The organism is Novipirellula galeiformis, assembly GCF_007860095.1.
GTDB classification, from domain to species: domain Bacteria; phylum Planctomycetota; class Planctomycetia; order Pirellulales; family Pirellulaceae; genus Novipirellula; species Novipirellula galeiformis.
Genome location: NZ_SJPT01000015.1, coordinates 93,388 through 112,113 on the forward strand (window position 1 = coordinate 93,388; position 18,726 = coordinate 112,113).

Consider the following 18,726-nt stretch of genomic DNA (forward strand, 5'->3'; position numbering starts at 1 on the left):
TCGCAGTTTTCCATCGCGTGAAATCCGATCTCATCGGTTGCCCCATGAATCATCGGTTGCCCCATGGACGAGGCCGCTCATGACGAACGGTCTCCTGATTTGCTGCGTTCCTGGTTGGCCGTGATCGCCTGACCCAACGGACTGAACACCGGATGATGGTCGCGGATATGATGCGACAACGCCTTGCTCGCCTTGCTCCAATTTTTATCCAACAGCGCCTTCAAAATCTCTCGATGTTGACGAGCGGTTTCCAAGGCGATCGCCCGGTCACGGTCTTCCCACTCGAATAGCAAGCGATAGTAACGACCCTGACGTTCAAAAAACTCTTTGATGTAGATGTTGTCGGCGACCGAGATCAAATACCCATGTAGCGACTCGTCAATGCGAGCCGGGGCTTGTGGCGATGATGGTGCCGCGTTGGCCTCGAGCATCCGCTGCAATTCGTCCGCCGACAACTTTTTGCGTGCCAATTCCAGTGCCTTCAATTCCAGCACCTCACGTACATCAATAAACGCATCAAGGTCGCTTTGTCGAAACGGACGCAGTTGCCAACCGTGACGCGGGATGTGGTCGAGGATGCCTTCGCCGGCCAACCGGTGCAAGATGTGACGGATTGCCGAGCGACTGAGGCCGTATTTTTCGGCCGTTGCTTCCTCACGCAAATGAATCGCTTCGCCCCGCAAACTCAGTTGCACCAAATCGTCCACAATCCGGTCGTGTGGATCTTGAGGAGGCTCCGGCAATGCCGTTTCTAACGCTGCCTGGCCCCTTTCGGAATCCGCTTTGAGCTGAGCGGTGGGGGCGAGTCGACGATTGCTGCCTTTCTCGAGCAAGCCTTCGTTAAGCAGTTCGGCAATGGCCGCACGCACCGGTGTGAAGCTGACGTCGTAATGTTCCGCCAACGCGTCGAGCGTCAAAGGCATCGGTAACTTACGTCCCGACCGAAGCCGCGCCGCCAAGTCATCTTTGATATAGGTGGCAAGTGTGCTCATGAACGCAAGCATAGTTGTCTTTGTTGCCAGCAGCAAGTATTATTGGCACCAAAAGCAAAGACGGGGGAGGTGTGGCCGGTGTTCCGCCACGACATTCCGCTTGGCTTAGAAACTCTACTGCTCCGGACCGCGAAAAACGCATGAAAATCACCGCTATCGAAGCCATCGTCTGCCACGCACGCATGCGAAACTGGGTTTTTGTCAAAGTTCACACCGACCAACCTGGGCTCTTCGGTTGGGGCGAGGCGACACTCGAGTGGCACACGCGTAGCATCGTCGGCGCGATCGAAGACCTCTCCGAATTGCTGATCGGCGAGGACCCCACTCGCGTTGAGCATCTATGGCAAATGATGTTTCGGCAACACTTTTGGCATGGCACGGGGATCGTGCGTTCCACCGCGATCGCTGGGATCGACTTGGCGTTGTGGGATATTGTCGGCAAGGTTCATGGGGTTCCCTGCCACAAGCTGTGGGGCGGGGCCGTTCGCGATTCGATCCGTCTATATTGCCACCTTGGCGGCGGGGACATGGAGAGTTTCTACCAAACGCCGGTCGATAACGCCAAACAGTTTGCGGAGCTGGCCAAGGCGGCGGTGGAGGACGGATTCACCGCGTTCAAATCGATGGCGGTTCCTCCCACCATGCCCGTCGAAGGACTCAAGGCGGTCAATGCCGCCGAAGCCTGTGTCGCCGCGATGCGTGACGCGGTGGGTGATGAGATCGACATCATGGTCGATTGTCATGCACGCCCTTCACCTGCGATGGGAATGCAGTTCGCCAAGGCGCTCGATCCCCACGGGCTGTACTTTTTCGAAGAGCCTTGTTGGCCGGAAAATCTGAGCAGTTTGGCGGCGATCAATGCGGCCGTCACGACCCCGATTGCGACCGGTGAACGATTGACGCATTTGGCTGCCTTTCGTGACCTGTTCGCAATCCGCGGCTGCGAGATCTGTCAACTCGACTTGACCCATTGCGGCGGATTCACCGAGGCGCGTCGCATCGCCGCGCTCGCCGATGCCCATCGCATCGCCTTGGCGCCGCACAATCCTCAAGGCCCGGTCAGCACGGCCGCCTCGATCGAATTCGGTTTTTCCCAGCCCTCTTACATCATCTGTGAATCGGTCCACAACGACGTTCCGTGGCGAGACGATATCGTCGAGGAAGGCTTTGTCGTTGACCCTGCGACCCGCACCGTCACCCCCAACACCAAGCCGGGGCTTGGGATCTCGATCAACGAAGACGAGGTTCGCAAGCATCCGTTCCAGCAAGAACTTCCTCAACGCGTCTTTTATCGCGACGGCGCTGTAGGAGATTGGTAAACATGCCCATGAATTCGCCCGCCGATTTCAAACACGCGTCTTTTCACGGCCGCATCGGACTCGCACGCGTCGATATTACGCCGCCGATCGGGATCTATTCCCGCAACTGGGGCGCGGCTAAACATGATGTCGCCGAATCCATTCACCGCCCCTTGTCGCTGACCGCGATCTCGTTGGCTGTGAATGAGGGCGATCCACCGCTGGTGTTGATCGACGCCGATTTGGGTTGGTGGAAGACGCCGGAAACCTCGATTCAATTCCGCCGCCGTTTACTCGAAACGCTGTCGCTTGATTCAGCCCAGCTGATTTTTGCATTGACGCACACGCACGCGGGACCTCCGCTGATGCAGGCCGACGACTCGTTGCCCGGCAGCGACCTGCTTCGCCAGTGGATGGACTCGTTGATCGAGTCCGCCATCGACGTCGCCCGGCAAGCGATGGAGGCTCCGTTCGAAGCAACGCTCGATTGGCACGCCGGTCGTTGTAATCTTGCTACCACCCGCGACCTGCCGGATCCCAATCCCGAGAAATCGCGAGTGTTGTGCGGTTACGACCCCAGTGGCAATCCGGACGACACGTTGTGGGTCGGCCGCATCACCGATACCGAGGGAGCGATCCGCGGCACGTTGGTCAACTATGCCTGTCACCCAACGACGCTGGCCGCCGAGAACACGGCGATCTCACCCGATTACATCGGCGCGATGCGTGAAACGATTCAAAATGTGACCGAGGCGCCGGCCTTGTTTCTGCTCGGCGCCTGCGGTGATTTAGCGCCGCGGTACCAATACGTGGGTGACCCCAAGATCGCCGATCAACATGGACAACAGTTGGGGTTTGCGGCGCTGGCGACGTTGAAGGACATGGAACCTGCGGGAACGCAGTTGTCCTATGACGGCGCGCTCGAATCGGGTGCCCCGTTGGCGATTTGGAAACATCAACCCCGTGAATCATCACGTGTGTTGGCTGGGATTGAGAAGACCGTCGAAATCCCGTTAAAGGATTGGCCCTCGGCCGATGAACTGGAGCGGCAACGTCTCGCTTGTACCGATCGGGCGCTCGAAGAACGTCTGCGTCGTCGCCGAGACATCCGCCGCGGGATTGGCGACGGCTCGACGTTTGCGCTGCCAATCTATGCCTGGCGAATCGGCGACGCCGTGTTGGTCGGTTCCTGTTGTGAACCCTATTCCTTTTTACAACAGGAATTGCGCCGACGGTTCCCCGACCATACGATCCTGTGTATGAATTTGATCAATGGTTCGGTCGGCTACCTGCCACCGGCCCCGCTTTACGACACCGATGTCTATCCCGTCTGGCAGACGCCGTTTGATCGCGGATGTTTGGAGACGACCCTCGACGCCATGACTGGAGTAATTGAAGATGCCCTCAACCGTCCGTGAACCTCTTAGCGGAGTTCTTCCCGTTCTGCACACGCCGTTTACCGACGCGGGTGAGATCGATTGTGTGACGTTGGAACGCGAGATCGACTGGGCCTTTCAAACCGGAGCCCAAGGGGTCGTGACCGCGATGGTCAGCGAGGTCTTGCGACTGGGGTATCACGGTCGCAAACAGTTGGCCGAGCAAGTCTGCGAAGCCACGGGCCAACGCGGGTTTACCGTGATTAGCGTGGGCGCCGAAAGCACAAACGAGGCGATCGACTTTGCCCAGCATGCCGAGCGCATCGGCGCCTCGGCGGTGATGGCGATCCCTCCGGTTGCCACCCAATTGGGCGGCGCGGCCACGCGTGACTACTTCGCCGCGATCGCTAGTAGCATCTCGATTCCGTTGGTCGTTCAAGATGCATCGGGTTACGTCGGCGCTGCGATCGACTTGGGCGTCTATTTGGATTTGTTAGAACAATTCGGCAGCGACCGCATTTTGTTCAAACCCGAAGCCAGTCCACTCGGACCGAATCTTTCCAAGCTGCGCGATGCCACGGCGGGCGAAGCTCGGATTTTTGAAGGTTCCGGGGGAATCAATCTGGTCGATTGTTATCGCCGAGGGATCGCCGGGACGATGCCCGGCACCGATCTGCTCGACGCGATCGTTGCGCTTTGGCAAGCGCTCCAAGCGGGGGAGGATGATCGCATTTATCAACTCTCGCTGCCGCTTTGCGGGATCGTGGCGTTGCAGCTCCAGGGCGGGCTCGACGGATTCTTGGCGATCGAAAAATACTTGCTCAAGCAACGCGGCTTGTTTCCGAACACGCATCAAGTTCAACCTACCGCATGGCAAATTGACGAAGAAACTCAAGCCGAAGTGGACCGCTTGTTCGCTCGTTTACAGGCGGCGATCTAGATGAGGCCAAGCTCGACTCGCATTCGCTACCGCGCCCTGGCTTGGTTGACGCTTGCCGCCGCATTGGCGTACCTGAGCCGAAACGCCGTCGGTGTGGCTGAAAGCACGATTCGCGAAGACATCGGATTCAGCCTGGAGCAATCCGGTTGGTTCATGGGGGCCTTCTTCTGGACTTATTCGTTATTCCAAGTGCCGAGCGGTTGGTTGGCCGAGCGATGGGGCACGCGGATCACGTTGAGCGTGTTTGCGTTTGCATGGTCGGTCGCAACGTTCGGGATCGGCGTGGCTCCGGGATTTTGGCTGCTGATTGTGGCCCAGTTGGTGATGGGGGTTGCCCAAGCCGGCATTTTCCCGGCCTCGTGTAATTCCGTCGGACACTGGTTACCGCTGGGGCAACGTTCGCTGAGCTGTGGCATCTTGGCTGCAGGGATGCAAATCGGTGCGATTTTGGCCAGTGGTTTGACGGGGCTGCTGCTCGCTCCGTTTGGTTGGCGCTGGGTTTTTATCGGCTTTGCCATGCCTGGAATCTTGTGGACGCTGGGGTTCTATCTGCGATTTCGCAATCACCCCGAACAGGACTCGCGAGTCAATGCAGCGGAGTTAGAGAAGATTCGTTCTGGGCGTGCCGCTGCGACAGCTCCCGCCGCGGACGACGCAGCCTCGGTCAGCGAGTGGGGTGAGTTGCTGGCGATTGTTCGATCGCCCGTGATGTGGTGGCTGTGTGGGCAACAGATTTGCCGCGGTTCGGGGTACATGTTCTTTGCCAGCTGGTTTCCGACCTTCTTGCAAGAGACGCGTGGCGTGTCGGTCGCCGAGTCAGGCTATTTGCAAGGCCTAGTGCTCGCCGGAACGCTGGCGGGCAGTATCTTCGGAGGGACGTTGGTCGATTGGATTTGGCGTCGGACTGGCTCACTGCGGTTGAGCCGCAGCGGTGTGGGGGCGACGTTCTTGGCGGCTTGTGCGCTGTTGATCCTGGCGGCTTGGTTCGTCCAAAACGCAGTGTTAGCGGTCGCGCTGTTATCGTTGGGCTCGTTTCTGGCCGCATTGGCCGGTCCCTGTGCATTCGCAGCCACGATTGATATCGGGGGTCCCCGTGTACCGCAAGTCTTTGGGGTGATGAATATGACCGGCAACCTTGCCGCAGCGGCATGCCCGGTGCTGGTCGGTTATTTGTTTCAATGGACGTCGAACTGGAACCTTGTGCTACTATTGTTCGCGGCGGTCTATCTCGTTGGCGCTGTCTGTTGGATCTTTGTTAATCCGCAAAAGCACATCGACAATGCCTAACCGTGGCGGTTGGGAACTCGCGGTTTCCGGACAACGATGTCCGAACCCGCGTTTGCAGTGGCGTCGTATCTCACCCCAGCCCGATGTGGAAACGAGGGGCTGGGCTGCGTCGCCGCTGAACGTCGACGTTCTCCGCTGCATGCCGCCGCCGACGGGCTTAACCGAGCGCGCGGCGGAGCAAGTTGTGGGTGATCTGCTGGACGCGCTCATCGGGGCCGTGCGGACGCGACCAATGCGACCACGGTAACCAGTGTCCCGGCGGGCTGGCTAATCCCTGACACCACCAAATCGTCGACGCATTGAAGACAAAGTTCCCCTTGGGACCGGGGTAGATCGTCGACGCCCAGGGGGCTGGATTGACGCCACCGTTAAGCGCCGTCCCTTCGGCAATCACCTCCAATCCGGCAAGGTCGGTGGGCGGGTCCCCATGGAACTCCCAGCCGATCAAGCCGGGAATCGCTTCGCCTTGCTTCATGCCGGTGTCGGCAAAGATCCAGTGATCGGGACGGGTGCAGATCCAATCACCACCTCCGTTGACAGGTCGCAGGTTGCGAACGCCCATCAAATAGCCCTCGTCCGGACCGTGGTGAGGGTAGGGGCCAAAGTTTTTCTCACGCTCTTGGGCCCAGCGATAATCGCCGCCATACGGACCACCGCGAAAGATGATCCGGTTCGGATCCCCTGCGGAACTTTCGCGAAACGGCGTGACCCAGCAAACCGAGTTGCCCGAGAGGAACAGCAAGTTGACTCCCTCGTCACGCATCTTGACGACACTTTCGTACTGGCGGATGTCCCAGTATTCATCGTGTCCATTGCTGATAAATGCCTTGCATTTCAATCCACGCTCGGGCGTCAACATGTCGCTGTTAGAACAATAGGTCACGTCGTAGCCATGCTGCTCTAGCCAATAAGCCATTGGGAATTCAAAACACAACCACTCCCCCGAGCCGATCGTTTGCGGGTTCTCAAAGATTTGCGAGTACTTGCCATAGGGGCGATCGAAACTGACGTCCGCCCACGGTCCCTGGACTCCATCGGGATGCGTGTAGAGCGATTCATGATCCGGCCATTGGTTATAAGCTTGCCATGTGTTGTCAGAGCACTGCAACAAGATGTCTGCCGGGCGGTCATCGCGGACGATAAAGATCAGATAGTTTTGCCAATATCCATGCCCACTCGCGTCGCTCTCGGTCGTCAACCGTCCCAAGTAAACCCCGCTCGGCCAATCCTCGGGGATTGTCAACGTGGTGCACGATTCCCACTGGCATTCGCGAATTCGCTTCTCGCCGATCGGCGGCACCGCTTGAGGTGTTCCGTCAAACGGCCCCAGCGTGGTCATCAAGCGAGCGCCACGGCCACCGTAGTAGCCCGTCCGGAAGATTTCGATCTTGAATTTCTGTGGCGCAGCGGTTGAAACTTTGAAATTGACGGTCTCAGCGGCCATCACGCTCTGCTTGCTACAGTAGCCTTCGATGGGTGAACTTCGCACCCCGCCTGCCTTGTCCAACCGCACGCGAGTCAGTTGCCAATCGCGAGCGCCGGGCTTGGCGTTTTCATCGCGAATCAGCGACGAGCGAGAAGCGGGTTGCTGAATTTTCGCTGCGTCCTGCGCTACCGATACGTTCTCCTGTGCGTTAGCCAACATCCCCAGCGAGGCTACCGCGCCGGCCAACGAAACGGCGGCTGCATCCTTCAGTAGGTCTCGGCGATGCAGTGGAGTGGCTTTTTTCTTGTCCATGTTGAATGTCTTTGGTTCGTCGATGGAAGCGGGTTCTCGAAACGAAGCAGAGGCCCATTTTTACCACATCGCCCAACAGCCCACAGCACTCAGCGCCACCTGCTTAGCAACCCCACCCCAAAAGCTTTACTATAGGCGAGGTCGGATGGAGCACTGAGCGAAATCCGGGAGAGGCCCGTCTCAATCTTGCTCGCCCCCATCACCGCGGCGCACCCCCGCAACCGCAAAAAAGAAATCCGGACAATTCCCTTGCAACTCCGCTGCGGATCGCCAATAATCCGTTTCCGATCCTTGCGGTGGAGGTCAAGCGGTGGAGGTCAATGTCGCCGCCACCCAACAGGCCGAAGGTCCACTCCGCCCTCAGGCGGTGCATCTAAAAACGGCTTTCCGGTGTTCCTCAAACGCCCTCTTCCACCGCCAACCGCCATTCCCCTTCGCAGCCTCTCCCGGCAACTCAGCTTCCCACGGCGTCGGCCTTTAACCGATCGAGCGGGCTGACCACCACGGGGCCAACGCGATTGTCCACATGGGTATAGATTTCAGTCGTCTTGATGTCGGCGTGCCCCAACAGAGTCTGGATCTGGCGAATGTCCGTTCCGTTCCACAGCAAATGAGTGGCGAAGCAGTGCCGGAAAGTGTGGCTGGTCACATGTTTGAGCAATCCCGCAGCCTCTACCGCTTGTCTCAGGTGCGGCGGGAAGGTGTCGCGGTGCAAATGGTGACGGTGTCGTTGACCCGTGCGAGGGTCGCGAGAGAAACGCGACGATGCAAACAAGTACTGCCAACGGAGTTCACGGTGTGCATGAGGGAACTTTCTCGACAACGCATGGGGCAACCATACCGACGCGGTGCCTTCGGCAACGTCGTGCTCGTGGAGCGCCGCACGTGTTGCCATGTATCGCGTCAGCACCTCGACAAGCTTCTCGGGCATCGGCACCACCCGGCTCTTGCCTCCCTTGGATTGATGAATCTCGACCCGGCGATTATCAAAATCAAGATCCTTGACCCGCAATCGAATCGCCTCGCTGATTCGCATCCCACAGCCGTACAACAATTGGGCGATCACCAAGTGAATGCCTTGCAGTGCGTCAAACACCCGATTCACCTCCTGCGTGCTCATCACCGTAGGGATCATTCCCCCCTTGCTCGCCCGCACCGCCTCGATGCTGCCGAGTTCCCGTTTGAGCACCAGCTGAAAGAATTTACGTAACGCATGAAACGCCACGTTTTGTGTGTCGGGGGCCACGTGCCCATCGACCGCCAGGTCGGTCAAATGAGCCTCGACGTCGAGCTCGCTGATCTTCTCAAAATCGGCCAGACAGGAGAGCGCCCGATCAGACATAAACGTTTTCAATTTACTCACGTACGCTCGCTCGGTCGCGATCCTCAGTCCCGCGCGTCGCAGCGCCCGGCGGAACTCCTGGATCGCATCGGGCTCACGCGGATTGATTTTGCCGCCCGACTCCTCGATCGAGCCATCGCCCTCATCGCGGTTGCGCTCGATGACAATGATCTCAAGCATCTTGTTGCGTAAGGGAACCAAGTCGTCGTCCGGTTTCTGCAGCACCAAACGGCGGTAGATCATCAAGCCACGGATGATCTTCATACGCTTCCATGCCGGAAAGCCCGCGTCCCGCTTGCTTCTTAGAAATTCAATCACCTCGGCAGCGGTAAACTCCGTCGCTTGCTGATTTGACGGGCCGCTACGGCCATGGAACGTCGAGAATTGTTTGAACCAAATCTTGGCCCATCGCAGTTCCTGCTCCATCGATCCGGGTTTGATAAAGAGTTCCGATGCCATCGAGTCTGCCCTCCCAAGCGGTCCGCTCTGACGCAAACACTGGCAGCTTCGTCGCAGGCCAGACTCGTTGCGTAAAAGAATTCACGCTGGCCGCCGTGCCAACTCACGCGCCCTGCATCCTAGCACTCATCCGAGTCGCGGCAGACAATTAATCTGGAAGTTCAACGGATTGCATTGCTAGCGAAGCAAGCCTCGATGATTCCCATTCCAGCCTATCGGTCCTGGAGTTGCGCTAAACCTGAAGTTGTGCTAATCCAGTTAAACCCAGCAAATCGCAACCCGACGCGATCAGAGAGGAACCGAATCAAACGCGATGTCCGCTCGCTGCTGCGGCGAGCAATTCAAATACTGCCCCTGTTTTGCCAGGGTTGAAGGGGGGGGAGGGCGGTGGTGAGTCGGCACGTCCTTGTTGTTGACCGCTGTTGTGAGACAGTGGCTCCGTCCACGATCCGAAAGTTCGATTTAAAACAAGGCCCTCCGTTGCAAGCGTCCCGCTCGAACCCTACTTCATCCTGCAGCCAACCGCGGTGAATCGCCTTGATGTTTGGGAAAAAGAATTTGCTCAAGATCTGTCTGCGTCGCACCCCGCTACGAGGGATCCAGGGCAGGGTGAGAATAAGCTTGACGGTAGGCCTGTAGCGGGTGAGAATAGCGGTGGCGGTCGCCCGTTCCGGAGAGGGGCACACCGTGAGAATAAGTTTGAATTCAGGGTGAGAATACCCTAAATCGACCTATTCTCACCCTCACTGACCGCAGAAACATAAGTTATCCGATGGAACTATCGAACAATCTCGCTAGCAAACCTACGCAAGAATGGTGACATGCAATCGTTGAACTTTGATGAATTGGCTGAGGCTCTCTACGACGAACTCGCGACGATTCTACCACCGCTCGCAAACAATCCAGATGTTTTTGGGTTCGCGATCTTCGTCCCTGAAGATGCGGGTGCTGCTTGCTTCAACTACACATATGGCAACGAATCCAAGATGACAGCTCGCGCCGGTACCATGGACGCACTTGATCAACGCTACAGTCCGATCGAGTGGATCCCGACTCTTCCGGCATTTAAGAACTCGAACCGTGTTCTGGAGTCATTGGTCGAGCAGTTCAAGCAGATTTCTCAAGATCTTTCGGGGAATAAACTCTACAAGGTGCATGGTGAATTCATAACTGGATGTGCGCGAGCAACGCTCCTTGCAATGAAACGCCACAAGGAAGAAGGTACTTTTGGTACAATTTGGTACCGCGTTCTCGCCATGACGGACGATGAGGACCCCATCTTGGTAGAGGCGTTTAAAACCTTGAACGATGGCCGTGCTCGAAAAGAGGCCGCTATCCTCTATAAATAGAACTGCCTTTTTCTTGATGGCACTCTTGCCCGCGTCGAACAGAGGCGGATAACCATGGCATTCACACGGAGCGGGGCTTGCTGCCGAATTTGAATGGACAACTTTACTCTCCCCGCCCGGTGATGCCAGGCGTTCCCCGATTTCCGGAACCTGAAGCATGCAAATCCGACTTGCCTATCTGATGGGGTTGCTGTTCGTCTTGGGTTGCTTTCAATCACAACCCTCGCCGCCGGCATTTGTTCCACCTCATGCAACAATCGAAATATTCGCAACATCACCAAAGGCTGGCCCAAACACCAAGCCGGCTACCGATCCTTTGTCCCGAGCGACAATCCATCTGGTCACTCCACCCGTTGTTACAAATGCCGATATCTCGGGCGTCGCTAAAACGGAAATGACAGTAGAGACTGTCGGCGGAGTCGCACCCTCAACGACGGTTCCAGCCTTGGACGTCCGGCTAAACGCGACTGGCTCGCCTAAGCTGCTTGCGGCAACTACCAATCCTGCTTCCCCATCCATCGCGGTCGTAGTGAACGGCACTGTTATATGCGTTCCGAAGATTCGGCAGCCCATCAGCGACTCGTTTCGTATCACTGGCGACGATACCTTCATCAACGCTATCCCTTCCGTCACAGGCCAAACGAATTGAACGGACGGGGAACCAAGGACGGGGAACCAATGGATTGCACGGCAGCCGGGGGTCACACGTTTTGGCAGATCAAACTTTTCACGGCCCGGCTCCGTGAATCCTGCCGTTCGCCGATCGAATACATTGATGCGTTTCCAGATGCAGACGTTACGCAAATGGCTCGCCGATTACATCGAACACGCTTTCCGCGGCGTGACACTCAATGGCGGAACAAGCATCTACCGTGCTGAATCGATTGACGACTACGGCAACCCGGCGGAAGATGAACTCGACAAAACCGCTGAACGAATCGACTGGCGTAGGGTTGCGAAAGCGGATCTTCTGAAACGCAATTGGGCATTACACCATTTAGATACAGACGGATTCCGATTCTACACGCCCGCTATCATGACGATGATGATTGATGACGAAAATCGCTCATCGATGTTGATGGACACATTTCTGTTTCGCTTGAGCCGAATGAAGGGCGATTGTATGATCGGAGACGACCGCTTCCGTGACATATTCAATGCTTCGCAGCGTGCCGCAATCGTTCGGTTCCTCAAGTTTGCATTGCACAATGAGCCGCAGGGCTTTAACGATGTCGATGTTCGAGACGCGCTAACGAAGGTCAAGCGATGTGCATGACCCGGGACAACGGCGAACCATGGGATGCAACGGAGCGGCGGTGGTGCGGTTTTTGGTGAGATCAATGTCAACTCCCGCCGCCCGCTGATCCCAGCCGTTATCCGACTACAGACACGACATGACGTTTACTGATCCACGCTGGGACGATCTCACAGATGCCGATTGGGACGTATTTGCCACGGCATGGAATGCTGAACTGCGTGGCGACGACGCTCAAACGCAACTACCACAACTACCGTGGTTACTGGACGATCCGCCCAACACCGCAGGCAAATACGTCGTGCCGATGAACTTTACGGCGTCACCAGAATCTCAATGGAAATTCATTGTTGCCGCATACTGGCGCGGCAATGAAGAAACGCATGGGCACCTTGCCGCTGGGCCGGTGGAACATTTACTCGGTAGACACGGCGACCAATACATTGCTCTGGTCGAACAGATGGCCGATGACGATCCACTGTTTGCCAAAATGCTGCGAGGATGCTATCAAAATCAAATGTCAGATGAGATATGGCGGCGCTTGTGCGTTGCGCGTGGAGACGTCGGATAACCATGCGGTGAACGGGAGCCGCCGATAACGTCGGATTTGAGATCATTGTTTTTTTGCGGCGGCCCCGTTACCGCTGTAGTTCCCCGACTAAGTGCGTAACGAGAACTGATTGACGACGTTGACTACTGCTGACCAGAATCCGTACGAACCGACCGCGACGACTCCTGCCGAATCTCCGGTTCGCACGCGATGGATTCGGCCAATCGTGATTCTGAATGTCATCTTGCTTGCGATTCCAGCGTCCACTGTCGGATTCGTATACATCTCTATGCAAATCGAATTGAGACGTGAAGCCGAGTCATATACTGACGGCCCCATCGTCTACGAAACTGAGTTCGTTGGATTCTCTGGTTCGACTTGGCCACTGCTAACCTATTTTCTCGCCCCCAACATCTTGATGATTGCGTGCCTAGTTCGTCGCGCTAGACGCCGACACAGAATTTCAACGTGACCAACTGCCCAAGCCCAACGGCCAAGTCGCTATACTTCGTGACTGATGTTGAATATGGCGACCTGCGATCTCTCCGCCACAAAGAATGCGGGGAACCATGCGATGATACGGAGCGGCGGTGGTCGCCGTTTTGACATCGCTTAAACCATTCGCCGCCGCCCGCATATCGCTCCCGTTCTGCTAACAAACCGGATCATCCACCATACGGCTGCCGACGATGGAAACACGAAATGCGTCCCAGATTCGTATTCGCTGTGTCAACGTTTGCCTTACTTGCCACCTTAATTTACTCAGCAACGGTCGGGTACTTCGAGCCGGACACAAGCCACTACGCTGTGATCGACGACGTGACTCGTATGAAACACATAGGACCAGCGTATTGCCTGGTCTCGGTTGACGACGGTCCCGTACAACGCCGACGAGGTCGATTTGTTACGATGGTTCCTCTTGCATTGGTGGCGCCTGGCGACCGGCGATTGCAACTGCAATTGGATCGCGACGATCCCGAATCACGCGTGACCATCAATGCTAAATTAGAACAGGGTGTACGCTATCAACTAAGATTGGACAACGAAATTGTGCGGCTGGTCGAAGACCAACGGTAGAAAGAGCAGAACCATGGGATGCAACGGAGTGGCGGTGGTCCGTTTTTTGGTAAGATCAATGTCAATTCCCGCCACCCGCTGATCCTCGCCGTTCGCCGACAGAAACTGATGACCGTACCAGAACATCTGTGCGATTCCCAACTCGCGAGGCTATAGCACGTCTTGCGAATCGCTTCGACGTTCCCAACGAACCGCACATGCAGGACTGGGAATGGGAGGTTGCCGATCCTTTTCGACTTGATGACTATCTGAATGCTTACCAAGGGGGCGAACTTTCTGACGACGAACGGTTCACGCTAATGGAAACGATAATCCAAGCATTCGATGATCTACCGGGGCCACTCGAAGCGGATGAACGTTGGCAAGCGACATTGAGCATTCTCGATGAGAACATCGATTTGCACGCTTATTCGGTGTGGTACTGGTCGGATCTGGAATACGAACTTGGTGACGAAACCTGGCGCGTGACCCCGTTTTTGCGTAAACTTGTTCAGAAGCACCAGGGTCGACTGGATCCGCAGTCGGAATCGCAAGATCAAGATGGCGGCGAACCAGACGATGCACGTGAGTCGCCGAGTTGAGTTCATTGAAGTGGTAAGTCGTTCGCGGCGACCACGTGATCGTTAACGTTCTGCTAACAAACCGGATCATCCACCATACGGCTGCCGACGATGGAAACACGAAATGCGTCCCAGATTCGTATTCGCTGTGTCAACGTTTGCCTTACTTGCCACCTTAATTTACTCAGCAACGGTCGGGTACTTCGAGCCGGACACAAGCCACTACGCTGTGATCGACGACGTGACTCGTATGAAACACATAGGACCAGCGTATTGCCTGGTCTCGGTTGACGACGGTCCCGTACAACGCCGACGAGGTCGATTTGTTACGATGGTTCCTCTTGCATTGGTGGCGCCTGGCGACCGGCGATTGCAACTGCAATTGGATCGCGACGATCCCGAATCACGCGTGACCATCAATGCTAAATTAGAACAGGGTGTACGCTATCAACTAAGATTGGACAACGAAATTGTGCGGCTGGTCGAAGACCAACGGTAGAAAGAGCAGAACCATGGGATGCAACGGAGTGGCGGTGGTCCGTTTTTTGGTAAGATCAATGTCAATTCCCGCCACCCGCTGATCCTCGCCGTTCGTCGACTGAAGCATATGAAAAGCCTACCACACGAGAAGGCCGAAATGATTCGTCGGTTTGCCAGAAACTACCGCGATGCAGACATCTCCTACGACCGTGACGGCATCGAGTGGCTAGGCGTGTATGTTGATTCGCTACGGGAAAAAGCTACTGACCTTGAGAACGAACAAAGAATCTTCGCACTTGGTTGCTTCTACGGCGTTTGTCTCGAGGAAACGATCGGTGGTGAGTGGAATTTCGTGGACGACAATTGGAGGTTTGTGTCCGGCGATTCATACGGGATTGATCCGTTCGAGTGCGTACGGTCGCAGTTGCGAACCGATCGACCCGTTTCGGTCTTGGCAGCATTTGACGCCCTCGAGAAATCAACTTCGATGAGCGACGAACCATAAAATGCACGGGAGTACGGGTGGTCTATTTTCTCATTTGCTTGCAAGTCGTTCGCCCGTACCCCGTGATTTTTGACGTTCGTCGACGGAGGTTTTGTTGAACCCCTACGAAGCGCCGGCATTAAAACCTCTCTCAAACGAGCGGGAGTCGCGCGCTCCGCGAAACTGCTGCCCCATCTGTGAGCGTCATTTTTCTTGGACACGTCGTTTAACCGCGTCATTTCGTTGCTCGAGGTGCAACACCCGAATTGGATTTAGGCCTCAACTCAAATTCACCCTTCCTGTCCTTGTTGTCTACTCTATTCCCTGGGTTGCTCTTTGGTTCTACGTGAAGAGCGACCTTTCGCGTCTGGTGGCTCTAGGCTACTGGCTGATGCTGCTGCCAGGTCCAGCATTTTTTGGATCTTTGTTCTTGTCCCAAGCATTTGGGAAGCCCACGGCGTACAATGGCTGGTGGTGGGCGTCAGCTGACTTTGCTGCAGCTTGCCGCTCCGAGTGGAAAAGTCGCGACGAACCATCGCGTGAACCGGAGAACGCGAGCTGAGCGATTTGGCCGTTAGAGACTTTCCCGCGCGTTCCCGGTTACGGGCAACGTTATTGCGGAGGGATCTCGGCCGACTCAGGCCGATGTCGTAACGCATTTGGGAGATCAAGAATCCAAACATGGCAACGTACGAAAGAACATTGACGCGCCCTCCGAATGGAGAACGCGACTTAGAATTGTGGATTCAGCATGCAGCCGGACTCCTCATCTTTGAAGATGTTCGCAATTACGCCATTGAACAACTAGATGCCAACATGAGCGAATTTGCCCGATCCGCTGCGTTGAAGGCGATTGATCACGCCGTGTATGGGATGATGATGGTCATTGATGGGGTGTCCGGCGCATTGAAAAACGAGAAGCATCGCGTAAGTCTAGCCGTGGCCGTCCAACTGACCGATCTCGAGACGGACGAAACAATTGCCGAATTTGATCTTGCGGATGGCGATGGCATGTGTATGGGATATCATTGATGGCTCAAGGGCGACTTTGGCAAGCATCCGCCGATGGAACCGTAGCGCTGAATTCCGCAATAACCATGCCGTGAACGGGAGCGGCCGACAACGCGGGTTTTGAAATCAGAGATTCTTAGCGGCCGCCCCGTTACGGCCGTCGTTATCGCAACTAGCGGCGTGGCCTGCGTTGGTTTTGCAATTCATGCCATCGCTGCCGTACCAAGCAAAATCCGCGGTTGTGATCGTGCAACATCTTGTCATCGCAGTCCGTTACACTAGCCTCACTGGTCGATCCCAACGGTTGTCTGCTTGACGGGCCACCCACGGGGCGGAACGCCACTGCAACCATACTCGATTCATGCTTGCTGCGATCTGCGATAACCATGCGATGGTGACGGAGCGGCGGCATCGTTTTTGCAAAGTGGTTCAATCACCCTTCGCCGCCCGCACATCGCTCCCGTTCGCCGATTCGTTTCTTCGCGCTTCTGGGACAAGCTACCGTCCTACGCAGTTCCATAGCAACGATCGTATTATCAACTCCCAACGCATGAAACTTTCCCACGAGCATTGGTTGAAGCTTCGCAATTGGACTTGCATTGGGTCCGTGGCCGTTGCGGCAATTCAGATCGCTCTGGTATACCCTTTTTTCGCTCAAACGTTTAGCGAGATGCCCAAGCCGTGGGAGCTTGATTCAGCTGGGCTTCCTGTGGACGGTCACTTGAATGAAATCGACTACTCAGAGGCGACGATGAATCGGGTGTTCGCCTCAATATTTTTAGGTCCGGTTTTCCTTATCCTGTTTCTTGTGGCATACTGGTCCTGGAAGGAAGCTCGCAGCTGCACTCTGGAGCCAGCCGCTAACGGCGAACCATCGCGTGAACCGGAGAACGCGAGCTGAGCGATTTCGCCGTTAGAGACTTTTACGCGCGTACCCGGTGACGCGTGCCGACTATGAAGTCCTAGGTTTGACAAGTGGTGGTTGTCATTTGTTTTGGAATTCTGTTGGGTTACATCGCGAGGGTTCCTGATTGGCGTCTTCGTTGATGAGCTTCGAGGAAGTGATCCGCCGTGACGACTCACCGCTAACTTCAGTCAAGGATGTTGATTAAACGACTATTCGAGGTGTGGACGCATTTGAACTCTCGTAGATCCGCCTCTGGCGGACTGCGTCCTCTCAGTTATCCATGCACGGTTCAACGATCTTTGTGCGATCATCTTGTGTGGTGGATGCAGCTTGCCTGGCGGCTTCGATGAGCAGCAAGCTACCGTCCTTCGGTGTGGCACATTCTTTAGGGCGACGTGTCTGAGCCTTCTGTGATTCGCAAGTGCGATCAGTCCTATGGCGAAAGCGTCAGTGTCAACTTGTCTTGGTACTTCACACACTTGGGTAGGTCTTGTCCTTGGTCTGTTGTCTTAGTGAGTGGCGTGGGGGCTTTCTGAAAACTCCGCTGCGGGTTGAGTTGGTTGAAATGTTAGAGTGATGAAATGAGTTGAGATGGCCATCAGTTCCGATTCGTTACGCCGATGTCAAAGCATCAGTTGGCCATACTGGTTGTCTTGGTGGCCGAAGGATTAAAGAGGCGAGCAAGGCCGATTCGTTACGTCGATGTCGGAGCATCAGGCACGCGGTACTGGCTGTCTTGCTCGCCTTGGCTTGGATGTTTTGGTTCGTGGTTTCTCGTTTGGTTGGGAGGTAGATCGGGGCGATCGTGTCGCAGTCGATTTGCGTTTGGGCGTCGCTGCTTTCGCGGATCGAGTGGTTGCGGGGGTTGATTTACGTGGAGTCTGACCAGTTGTCTTGGAGGTAAGTCCCTCGGAGGCCGCTTGGGCGGCGCGGGCTTCCTTGCGCAGGCGACTCTTACGCTGATCACTGTTTTCTTTGGGCTTCATGTTTTGCAGCGTGTCCTTGAGCGACGTTGACATGCGGCCGAACGACTCGGTGACTTGGATCATTTGTTTGGGTTCCCAATCTTTCTCGTCTCGCAGCATCGCCCAAGCGATCACAGCGATCTTTCGAGCCAACGCGATCCCGGCTTTCTTCTTGCGTGTCTTTTGTTTGCCGCAGATTCGCTCGTAGACTCCCTTGGCCCACGGGTTGTAACGCAGTGATGCCCAGGCACACTCGACCAGGATCGTGCGTGCCAGTGGATTGCCTCGCTTGGTGATGCGGCCGTTGCGATCGGTTTCGCCTGATTGATATTGCCGCGGAACCAAACCGAAGTAGGCGGAGACTTGGCGTCCGTTTTCAAAGCGATGTGGATCGTCGATGCAGGACACGAGGATCTCGGCGGTACGTGGGCCGACGCCCGGAATCGTCTGTAACCGAATGATTCGCGGGTCAGTCTTGCCGATCGCCTCGAGTTTTTTGACGACGACATCAATCTGCTGCGTCAGGGAGTCGAGGATGGTCAGTTCGATGTCGAGCTCTCCTCTCCAGAGTTCATCGTGGTCGCACTCGGCCAGCGGTTTACGAAACGAGTTGATGTGATTACGTCCGGTGTGCCAGGCTTTGTCGCCAGCGTCGA

17 protein-coding genes are annotated in these 18,726 nt (G+C 56.1%); 13 read left to right on the forward strand and 4 right to left on the reverse strand.

Annotated features, from left to right (window positions below):
- Positions 1-77: 77 nt before the first annotated feature.
- Entirely contained in the window at positions 78-992 is a 915-nt protein-coding gene (locus Pla52o_RS25100) for a GntR family transcriptional regulator (protein ID WP_146597388.1), read from the reverse strand.
- A gap of 140 nt (positions 993-1,132) precedes the next feature.
- Here Pla52o_RS25100 and dgoD point away from each other — a divergent pair, with 140 nt between their 5' ends.
- From dgoD to Pla52o_RS25120, 4 genes are read left to right on the forward strand one after another with little or no spacing between them, the layout of a single operon-like run.
- Positions 1,133-2,311: a galactonate dehydratase gene (dgoD, locus tag Pla52o_RS25105; RefSeq protein WP_146597389.1), complete on the forward strand. Its 1,179-nt coding sequence runs from the start codon at positions 1,133-1,135 to the stop codon at positions 2,309-2,311.
- Positions 2,312-2,313: 2 nt separating this feature from the next.
- Positions 2,314-3,708, forward strand: a complete 1,395-nt coding sequence (locus tag Pla52o_RS25110; protein ID WP_146597390.1) for an alkaline ceramidase — start codon at positions 2,314-2,316, stop codon at positions 3,706-3,708.
- Positions 3,689-4,606, forward strand: coding sequence for a dihydrodipicolinate synthase family protein (locus Pla52o_RS25115; RefSeq protein ID WP_146597391.1), 918 nt, complete (start codon positions 3,689-3,691; stop codon positions 4,604-4,606). The genes Pla52o_RS25110 and Pla52o_RS25115 overlap by 20 nt, the downstream gene beginning before the upstream one ends.
- Positions 4,607-5,893, forward strand: a complete 1,287-nt coding sequence (locus Pla52o_RS25120) for an MFS transporter (protein WP_146597392.1) — start codon at positions 4,607-4,609, stop codon at positions 5,891-5,893. It begins immediately after the preceding gene.
- A 157-nt stretch (positions 5,894-6,050) separates the two neighbouring features.
- On the opposite strand, the gene Pla52o_RS25125 is transcribed toward Pla52o_RS25120, so the two are convergent.
- Together Pla52o_RS25125 and Pla52o_RS25130 are read right to left on the reverse strand one after the other, a co-directional pair.
- A complete protein-coding gene (locus Pla52o_RS25125; RefSeq protein WP_146597393.1) occupies positions 6,051-7,631 on the reverse strand; it encodes a N,N-dimethylformamidase beta subunit family domain-containing protein in 1,581 nt (526 codons plus the stop codon).
- A 454-nt stretch (positions 7,632-8,085) separates the two neighbouring features.
- Positions 8,086-9,432 (reverse strand): integron integrase, encoded by a 1,347-nt coding sequence (locus Pla52o_RS25130; protein ID WP_197169516.1) that lies wholly within the window; start codon positions 9,430-9,432, stop codon positions 8,086-8,088.
- 821 nt (positions 9,433-10,253) lie between these two features.
- Between Pla52o_RS25130 and Pla52o_RS25135 the strand changes: the two genes are divergently transcribed.
- The 9 genes from Pla52o_RS25135 (at position 10,254) to Pla52o_RS25160 (ending at position 16,219) form a co-directional block, all read left to right on the forward strand.
- Positions 10,254-10,781, forward strand: coding sequence for a hypothetical protein (locus tag Pla52o_RS25135; protein ID WP_146597394.1), 528 nt, complete (start codon positions 10,254-10,256; stop codon positions 10,779-10,781).
- A gap of 394 nt (positions 10,782-11,175) precedes the next feature.
- Complete coding sequence (locus Pla52o_RS27980) at positions 11,176-11,430, forward strand: SecDF P1 head subdomain-containing protein (protein WP_390620926.1); 255 nt, start codon at positions 11,176-11,178, stop codon at positions 11,428-11,430.
- A 126-nt stretch (positions 11,431-11,556) separates the two neighbouring features.
- The gene (locus tag Pla52o_RS25140) at positions 11,557-12,057 is read left to right on the forward strand and encodes a DUF6714 family protein (RefSeq protein WP_146597395.1); all 501 of its coding nucleotides are present in this window, start codon (positions 11,557-11,559) and stop codon (positions 12,055-12,057) included.
- Positions 12,058-12,175: 118 nt separating this feature from the next.
- Positions 12,176-12,607: a DUF6869 domain-containing protein gene (locus Pla52o_RS25145; RefSeq protein WP_146597396.1), complete on the forward strand. Its 432-nt coding sequence runs from the start codon at positions 12,176-12,178 to the stop codon at positions 12,605-12,607.
- An 888-nt stretch (positions 12,608-13,495) separates the two neighbouring features.
- Positions 13,496-13,663, forward strand: coding sequence for a hypothetical protein (locus Pla52o_RS27215; protein ID WP_197169517.1), 168 nt, complete (start codon positions 13,496-13,498; stop codon positions 13,661-13,663).
- A 197-nt stretch (positions 13,664-13,860) separates the two neighbouring features.
- Entirely contained in the window at positions 13,861-14,244 is a 384-nt protein-coding gene (locus Pla52o_RS25150) for a hypothetical protein (protein ID WP_146597397.1), read from the forward strand.
- 310 nt (positions 14,245-14,554) lie between these two features.
- Positions 14,555-14,722 carry a hypothetical protein gene (locus Pla52o_RS27220; protein ID WP_197169517.1) on the forward strand — a complete coding sequence of 56 codons (168 nt, stop codon included), beginning with the start codon at positions 14,555-14,557 and terminating at the stop codon, positions 14,720-14,722.
- 138 nt (positions 14,723-14,860) lie between these two features.
- On the forward strand, positions 14,861-15,208 hold the full coding sequence (locus tag Pla52o_RS25155) for a hypothetical protein (RefSeq protein WP_146597398.1): 348 nt from the start codon (positions 14,861-14,863) through the stop codon (positions 15,206-15,208).
- A gap of 660 nt (positions 15,209-15,868) precedes the next feature.
- Positions 15,869-16,219, forward strand: coding sequence for a hypothetical protein (locus Pla52o_RS25160; RefSeq protein ID WP_146597399.1), 351 nt, complete (start codon positions 15,869-15,871; stop codon positions 16,217-16,219).
- Positions 16,220-17,818: 1,599 nt separating this feature from the next.
- On the opposite strand, the gene Pla52o_RS25165 is transcribed toward Pla52o_RS25160, so the two are convergent.
- On the reverse strand, positions 17,819-18,726 hold a 908-nt coding region (locus tag Pla52o_RS25165; RefSeq protein WP_146597400.1), incomplete at its 5' end, for an IS110 family transposase.

Coding starts and splice junctions, on each gene's coding strand:
- Pla52o_RS25100 (WP_146597388.1), bottom strand. CDS start 992: ATGAGCACACTTGCCACCTATATCAAAGATGACTTGGCGGCGCGGCTT.
- dgoD (WP_146597389.1), top strand. CDS start 1,133: ATGAAAATCACCGCTATCGAAGCCATCGTCTGCCACGCACGCATGCGA.
- Pla52o_RS25110 (WP_146597390.1), top strand. CDS start 2,314: ATGCCCATGAATTCGCCCGCCGATTTCAAACACGCGTCTTTTCACGGC.
- Pla52o_RS25115 (WP_146597391.1), top strand. CDS start 3,689: ATGCCCTCAACCGTCCGTGAACCTCTTAGCGGAGTTCTTCCCGTTCTG.
- Pla52o_RS25120 (WP_146597392.1), top strand. CDS start 4,607: ATGAGGCCAAGCTCGACTCGCATTCGCTACCGCGCCCTGGCTTGGTTG.
- Pla52o_RS25125 (WP_146597393.1), bottom strand. CDS start 7,631: ATGGACAAGAAAAAAGCCACTCCACTGCATCGCCGAGACCTACTGAAG.
- Pla52o_RS25130 (WP_197169516.1), bottom strand. CDS start 9,432: ATGGCATCGGAACTCTTTATCAAACCCGGATCGATGGAGCAGGAACTG.
- Pla52o_RS25135 (WP_146597394.1), top strand. CDS start 10,254: ATGCAATCGTTGAACTTTGATGAATTGGCTGAGGCTCTCTACGACGAA.
- Pla52o_RS27980 (WP_390620926.1), top strand. CDS start 11,176: ATGACAGTAGAGACTGTCGGCGGAGTCGCACCCTCAACGACGGTTCCA.
- Pla52o_RS25140 (WP_146597395.1), top strand. CDS start 11,557: ATGCGTTTCCAGATGCAGACGTTACGCAAATGGCTCGCCGATTACATC.
- Pla52o_RS25145 (WP_146597396.1), top strand. CDS start 12,176: ATGACGTTTACTGATCCACGCTGGGACGATCTCACAGATGCCGATTGG.
- Pla52o_RS27215 (WP_197169517.1), top strand. CDS start 13,496: ATGGTTCCTCTTGCATTGGTGGCGCCTGGCGACCGGCGATTGCAACTG.
- Pla52o_RS25150 (WP_146597397.1), top strand. CDS start 13,861: ATGCAGGACTGGGAATGGGAGGTTGCCGATCCTTTTCGACTTGATGAC.
- Pla52o_RS27220 (WP_197169517.1), top strand. CDS start 14,555: ATGGTTCCTCTTGCATTGGTGGCGCCTGGCGACCGGCGATTGCAACTG.
- Pla52o_RS25155 (WP_146597398.1), top strand. CDS start 14,861: ATGATTCGTCGGTTTGCCAGAAACTACCGCGATGCAGACATCTCCTAC.
- Pla52o_RS25160 (WP_146597399.1), top strand. CDS start 15,869: ATGGCAACGTACGAAAGAACATTGACGCGCCCTCCGAATGGAGAACGC.